At 43.3% G+C, this 6348-nt stretch carries 7 protein-coding genes and 1 pseudogene; 5 read left to right on the top strand and 3 right to left on the bottom strand.

The annotated features are described in order from the left end of the window. The first annotated feature begins 227 nt into the window (after positions 1–227). From H6G86_RS37410 to H6G86_RS37430, 5 genes are all read left to right on the top strand, one after another. Positions 228–1244, top strand: a complete 1017-nt coding sequence (locus H6G86_RS37410; protein ID WP_190938618.1) for a tyrosine-type recombinase/integrase — start codon at positions 228–230, stop codon at positions 1242–1244. 49 nt (positions 1245–1293) lie between these two features. After that, positions 1294–1509, top strand: a complete 216-nt coding sequence (locus tag H6G86_RS37415; RefSeq protein WP_190938613.1) for a hypothetical protein — start codon at positions 1294–1296, stop codon at positions 1507–1509. Between the two features lie 68 nt (positions 1510–1577). After that, positions 1578–2045 (top strand): hypothetical protein, encoded by a 468-nt coding sequence (locus H6G86_RS37420; protein WP_190938614.1) that lies wholly within the window; start codon positions 1578–1580, stop codon positions 2043–2045. Between the two features lie 2 nt (positions 2046–2047). Next, entirely contained in the window at positions 2048–2737 is a 690-nt protein-coding gene (locus tag H6G86_RS37425) for a hypothetical protein (RefSeq protein ID WP_190938615.1), read from the top strand. Positions 2738–3183: 446 nt separating this feature from the next. Then, positions 3184–3552, top strand: coding sequence for a hypothetical protein (locus H6G86_RS37430; RefSeq protein ID WP_190938616.1), 369 nt, complete (start codon positions 3184–3186; stop codon positions 3550–3552). A gap of 41 nt (positions 3553–3593) precedes the next feature. On the opposite strand, the gene H6G86_RS37435 is transcribed toward H6G86_RS37430, so the two are convergent. The 3 genes and pseudogenes from H6G86_RS37435 to H6G86_RS37445 form a co-directional block, all read right to left on the bottom strand. Next, positions 3594–4001: a hypothetical protein gene (locus tag H6G86_RS37435; RefSeq protein ID WP_242065178.1), complete on the bottom strand. Its 408-nt coding sequence runs from the start codon at positions 3999–4001 to the stop codon at positions 3594–3596. A 100-nt stretch (positions 4002–4101) separates the two neighbouring features. Further along, positions 4102–5409 carry an NF041680 family putative transposase gene (locus H6G86_RS37440; RefSeq protein WP_190938617.1) on the bottom strand — a complete coding sequence of 436 codons (1308 nt, stop codon included), beginning with the start codon at positions 5407–5409 and terminating at the stop codon, positions 4102–4104. 305 nt (positions 5410–5714) lie between these two features. Further along, positions 5715–6248 (bottom strand): annotated as a pseudogene (locus H6G86_RS37445) (hypothetical protein); the annotation flags it as partial. Positions 6249–6348 lie beyond the last annotated feature (100 nt).

Below are 6348 nucleotides of genomic sequence, written 5' to 3' on the forward strand. Positions count from 1 at the left end.
TACCCGCTTCAGAATGTCTCGCCGCGTCACATCAGCCAGAGCAGCAAAAATTTTATCAAGGGCTACATTTGATTCAACCATATAGTTGAATGATATCCAAACATACAGATCGTGTCAAGTGACAACACGGACAACTTTTACCTTCTATCTTGGGCAAATCCTACCTGAAGTCACATACAATTTTGGGTGTTACTTCCACTGTGCTTCTAGGCGATCGCATAATTACTGTGAATAACCCTGAACTAAATAATTTACCTCCGATTAAACTCATTCCTCTGAACGCTGAAACAGCATCGTTCCCTGGGCGCACGGCTAGTACAAGACCACCAACCGATATCCGGTGGGTAAAGGTGCTAGAGTTTTTACGCAGCAACAATCTCGCACTCAACAGCCGCAAACTCTACGAACGCGAACTCAAACGATTTTTGGCTTGGAGTGAACTACATTATCATGAACTGCGTCCACGTCACCTTGCGCTATATAAAGAATACTTAAGAGATGAAATACTGACTGATGCTGGTAAACCACTTTCAAAAAGCAGCATCAATGCAGGAATTGCGGCTCTCAAAAGCTTTTTCAAATGGATGTGTTACACGTATCCTGAAATTATTTCTACTAATCCGACACTGGGGATAAAACTGGAAAAAGTGCCACTGCCACCAGCCCAAAGTTTGACCCCTGAAGAAATGGAAGAGGTTTGGTCAGCGTTAGAGTTATTGGGAGAAACAAAGCAACGAGATACAGCACTCGTCCACATTCTCAGTCATGGACTGCGGGCTGGGGAAGTTGTGCAGTTAAATGTTGGCTCATTTGATGGCAAGCTGCTATTTTTACCAGACACCAAAACCAATGAACCACGCTTGGTTCCACTGCGAAAAGAGAGCCGGGAAGTTTTAGCAGAGTATTTGCAATTACGCGAACAGCAAGGAGAGGTGTTAAACAGCCTTAGTCCACTGATGATTTCACATCATGCTTCATACAAGGGTGAACGCTTGAGTTATTATGGCATTTACTTCGCTGTAGAAAAAATTGGTGAAATAGCTCACATTGAGGATTTACATCCTCACTCCTTTCGTCACACCTACGCCACTGATTTATTGCTATTGGGAGTTGACCCCAGCCATGCCCGTAAGCTAACGGGACATCAAAGTGAGAAAGCGTTTCGGCGCTATACTTTACGGAGTGAACAAGAAGCGGCGATCGCTGCTTATTATCGGGCAATCGGTGAGGAGGCAGAACAGTAGAGGATGTTCATCGGCTATAAGGGTACGTTGAATTAAGGAAATACAAACTATGTCTAATTCTGAAAAAATTATTCACTTTGTACCAGAATTAAGGCATGAACAAGCTCATGTATTAAGTTTATGTGGTCAAACAATTAGTTGTTCAGATGCTTCCAATATGTTTACGAACTGTCCTATTTGTCAAGAAAAACTACGTAAGACAGTAGAAAAACGTATAGAACAATTTTATCCGCAACCAGATTTTAGTAGATACAACAAAAAGTGACACACTCGCATACCCAAGCCGCGCTATAGGTGTGGAAGTATGTTACGGAGGAATCAATAGACTAAACGATGCCCAAGCCGTTAGATCCTAAATGTCAGTTATGCGCCAAACTACCCGCAGCTAAGGCTAAGGTGCTGCATGGGCCAGAGGGTGATGGCTGTTGGAATCCGAAGGTTTGTCACAATCGCCGTTCGTTTTACCGCAACAAAAGTAAAGATGATTCGGCACAAATTGATGCAATCGCAGTCGAACCACCAGCAACATATTTTGCAGTGCTGTATTTGTATAAAGAACCGGGGGATAAACCATTACACGCTATGTCGGCAGAACTCTGGCTGGGGCAAAAACCGATTTGCCGCTTAGAACCAATTCACTGTTTTGGGCTAACGGCTGGTAAAATACGCACCTATACAGATCAGGTATTGCAGGCTTTTGCAAAACAATACAGTGTTTCACTATATCAATATAAGGATATGTTTGAGATTAGCTCAAGCTACTGCCCAGTGCGACCTTGCCCCTTGCATCCACAATCATAGAGATGACTACATATCGTCAATTAACAATCTGGGATGTGCTTGATGAGTTGTCCGAATCTCCACCAACTTCTTCTCTTGATGCTATGTGGCATTGTTTGGATGCCGAGCTTGAAAAATTACCCTTGGAGGCACAGTTATCAACCGCAGCGCTTGCCTTCAGTCAGATTGCAGATATTCTTAAGTCTCGTGCCGAAGTGCTGTTGCAAGATACCCGCGATCGCAATAGTCTTTTGGGGCCAATTGTTAGCACCGATCTCTTTGCTGGTCTAGTGCGGACAACCATGCATCTAGATTTAGATGATTTGATTGAACCGCAAACACCACAAACCTTTAAACCACATGGCCCACACCAATTTTCACATTCTACTGAAGAGGGTGATTCTGTAGCAGCACCTGTTGAAAAAGCGAATGTTTTGGCAATGCTTGATGAGGTGACAACTTTAGAAGATGTCCGCAATTTGGCATCAGATGAGGATGTGGAAAAATGGCAGAGCGCGATTGCTAACCATCTGATAAATGTCAAAGATGAGATTTCTTTAGTTAAGCTGCAACGTATGTTGCAAATGCCGATGGTAGAAGTATGGTTAGGATTGTTGCTGGGTGGGTTTACATTAGAACAGCGTGGTGATTTTTATAACAGTCGGAATATTTGGGTGAAAAGTTCTCCAATTACTAACACCTACCCGATTTGATTTAAATTTTTGAACTCTCAAGCTGCTTTGACACTCAATAAATTCATCACTTCTGCTGCTGACAAACCAGGTTGTACTCCAATACTTTTCGGTTAAACCCAATAATCTCTCTTTTGGTCTGTGGAAAGGTTAAAGGGTAATGGGGAAAGGGAAATTCAAACCTTTTCCCTTTTCCCTTTCCCCCAAAACCCGAAAAGTATTGGGTTGTACTCTCTCTCAACAGCCACCAGCAGCAAAGCTTGCAAGGATGACAGATACGGTGAAAGCAAAATCTCCAATCCTTGCAACTGAAAAATACTTGAAACCCTTGATTTATCGTTACAATAGTATTAGTAGTTAATAACCCCCAGAGGGTTAGTCTGAGCGCTATTGAGCTTACTCATCGTTAGAAGATTCCTTATCTTCTTTGTCATCCTTGTCAAAATTTGTATTGCTGAGTGGGACTTATGGGTGAATCGAAACGCCGAAAGGCAATATTAGGCAATCACTATGGTTTGCCTAATATTTTCAATGAAGTCCAATCAATGTGGACGCAGATTAATTTCTCGATCAAACGAGTCAAAGATTCTGATAATGGATGTTTACTTGTTCAGTGTTCCAACAACGACCGAGGATTCCATCAAGACACTATTGCCCAAATTCAAAAAGAAATAGAAAATTGGAAATGTGATTTGGATATTCCTATCTTGATCCAAGTTCTCCCGAGGGAAGTTAAAAATTCAGAAACTAAACTTTTGGATGGGTTCGTTACCCTTTGGTGCAATTGTCCTGAATTTGAATTGTGGCGAGAAATGTTTGAAAATAAACGAGTTTAGTGAACTTTGTTGCATTAAATTATTATTTCCTAGCTGCACCATCATTTCTGTTGCCTCCACTCGATTTTGTACTCCCGTTCCACAGTCGCCAGCAATTTTGCCTGCAACGAAGATAAATAAGGTTTAGCTTGTTTCCCCAACCCCTGCAACAGCCAATCCACAGCCTCGTCACGGGTCGCCACTTGATGCAACTGCCGTAATCTCACACATAACTGCTGCATGAATTGGCAATCTTCATCAAGCAATTCCAGTAACTTCAGGTGTTCGATTTTTACGGTGTAGTCACCATCCCAGGTTTGAACTGTACAGCTATAGTCTCCAACATGGCTGACTACGCCCCAATAACCCGCTTTACCTCTCAAGTCTGGATTATCTTTGGGCAGAAGAACGCATATCTCCCCAACGTGGTAAGGATTGGGTACTTTCGGACTTTCGCGTATCCTATCCACAACGTCTTTCACTATCTGGAGTTTAGACTAAACCATAAAAAAGGACTCAGCAGGGCTGAGTTAATAATAGACTTGTTAAAAGTATGAACGAGCTTTGATATTAAACGGCAATAGCTGGTTCTTTGCGTGGCTTTGTTGCTCGTTTTTTAACAGTGGGATATCGGTTTTTACGGCTACGGGGTTTTCCTGATTTCCAACCCGGTGACTTTCCGCGAGGTTTAGGTGGAGTGGCTGGTGTACCAATCGCCGCTAAAACTCCCCCCATAGCTTGGGCGACTCTTCCAGGAGTCAATTTATCAAGAGGTTTCTGCCAGGGTAAAGGGTTGTCAGCAACAATATCACGGGCTAACCATAACTCCCAAGTCATCATAGGCATCAAGTCACTCCATCGCTCACATTGTTTGGGAGTACCCAACTTTGGTACAGTCCAATGTAAGCGCTGTTTTAAAAAACGATACCAGTGGTCAATAGTAAAGCGACGCAGGTAGAATCGCCAAACTTCTTCTAAGGTCGGCATTTGTTCTCCGACCCATGCTAACCATAAAGGTTTGGATACTCTTAAGTTACCTTGAGCATCGAGACGTTCAACCCTCAAGACTAGCATCGGGCGTGTAGCCGCCTTACGAAAATGCAAATTTTTCCACAGGCTAATACGCACCCGTCCCAATTTCGGATCATTCTCTTCCAAGATAGATGCCACTTCACCCCATGTTACGGGTTCATTAAGTTGAAATTTAGCACCATGCTTTTTTGGACGACCCGAACCCTTATAAGCTTCAGGTTCGCCCCATAAACAAAGGTTTGAACGCAACCGGACTAGAATATCTGCTGGAATATCGGTAGTCTTTAGGACAAATGGCGCACACCCATATTCACTATCCCAAACAGAAATGGGTCTGCTGGGCAGATGTTCACATACCTGTTTTAATTGCCAAACTGCTTTTTCAATCGGATTTTCCCAACTGGTGATCAGCTCATGTCTCAAGGGTAATGCCCAACTACCTGAATCCTCTGGTATCCAAGCAATTGTACTGTATCCTTGACCAATGGTTATAGGTTTATCTCCCGCTATGGATGTCCCACTATGCTCATAAGTCCTCTCTTGTAGCGTTACTGCATCTGGGCGAGGCCAGTTTGTGTGGTCGCCTGCTAACAAGGGTCGTCCCTCTACTGGTATCTGTTTGATGTATAACTGCATCAATTTCTGTCGCTGCGGTCTGCTATCTTGTAGCGCTTCATAAATACTTGGCCACTTGCGTCTGAATACTGGTGATAAGGATAAATCTGCTAAGGAATAAACGTTGCGGGTCAGCAATATCGCATCTGTTAATTCAAAGGTGGCATCTTTGGCTCTACCTAAATATTTGTAGGCTACTTGACGAAACTCTTCAAGTCTGGCATTTTTCATGTTGGCAGGTGAGAGTAGGTAGTTCTTTTCTCACTTTCTGCCAAAAGGGGGACTGTATTCAATCAGACACCCCTTTTTTCTTGCTCATTATCTGATAATGATAATCGAATAAGGGGGGGGTGGGAGAGAAACGAGCGTCGCTCGTTTCTCTCCCACCCTTTTCATGATTATCATTATTGTATTATTATCTGGAGCAGATATACTACAGAATTGTTAAAGGTCGCGGATGCTTTGAGGCTGACAAGATAATATTTTTAATCTCTAATTCCATTTGATTTGCGTTCTCTCATATCGCTTTTAGTCTAAACTCCAGTCACTATGCGACCAGATGGAATCTTATTGCCAGCTTGCTCTACTGCCTGCTGCCAGACATCCGCTTGCACAGCCGGTTCCAACTCGGCTTTCGCCAAAAACCGCAGTTGTCGTTCGTTGGTCGGCATTGGAATTTGCCGACCATTGGTCGGCAAAAACTTTTGAAGATTCTCATAAACCACAGTCGCTGAAATCTTCAAGTAAGCCGCATCACGACTATAATTGAAGCGTTCGCGGCAATACTCCTCAAAAGTCCGGTGCGTGGAACGATACAGCCGTCTGTCCCTCAACTCCATCAACGCTTGTCCTGCCTCCAAAAATGCTCTCTCCACACGGCGTTCCAAGTGTAGGCGTAAGCTTTGTTCTTCCTCGGTCAACTCTCTTATTTCAACAGCAGTAACCGTAATCGTTGCTGAGGCTGGGTTATCTTGCTCAAGAGTATTTTCCTTTACAGAGTCGGTGGCTGGCTTTGGTTCACCAGATGCCACAGGGATAACTTTCTTGCGTCTAGATGGTGGTTTGTTCAGGGAGCTATGCGGTTTCGTCAGATCCAGTAAAAAACAAGCGATCACTAAATCATTTTCCCAGTAGTATAAATTTATTTATACTTTTTAAGCAGTATTAACA

This window comes from Nostoc sp. FACHB-133 (genome assembly GCF_014698055.1).
Classification (GTDB): Bacteria; Cyanobacteriota; Cyanobacteriia; order Cyanobacteriales; family Nostocaceae; genus Nostoc.

Bases quoted from the DNA above. Each gene is read 5' to 3' on its own strand.
- H6G86_RS37415 (WP_190938613.1), top strand. From the start codon at position 1,294: ATGTCTAATTCTGAAAAAATTATTCACTTTGTACCAGAATTAAGGCAT.
- H6G86_RS37420 (WP_190938614.1), top strand. From the start codon at position 1,578: ATGCCCAAGCCGTTAGATCCTAAATGTCAGTTATGCGCCAAACTACCC.
- H6G86_RS37425 (WP_190938615.1), top strand. From the start codon at position 2,048: ATGACTACATATCGTCAATTAACAATCTGGGATGTGCTTGATGAGTTG.
- H6G86_RS37430 (WP_190938616.1), top strand. From the start codon at position 3,184: ATGGGTGAATCGAAACGCCGAAAGGCAATATTAGGCAATCACTATGGT.
- H6G86_RS37440 (WP_190938617.1), bottom strand. From the start codon at position 5,409: ATGAAAAATGCCAGACTTGAAGAGTTTCGTCAAGTAGCCTACAAATAT.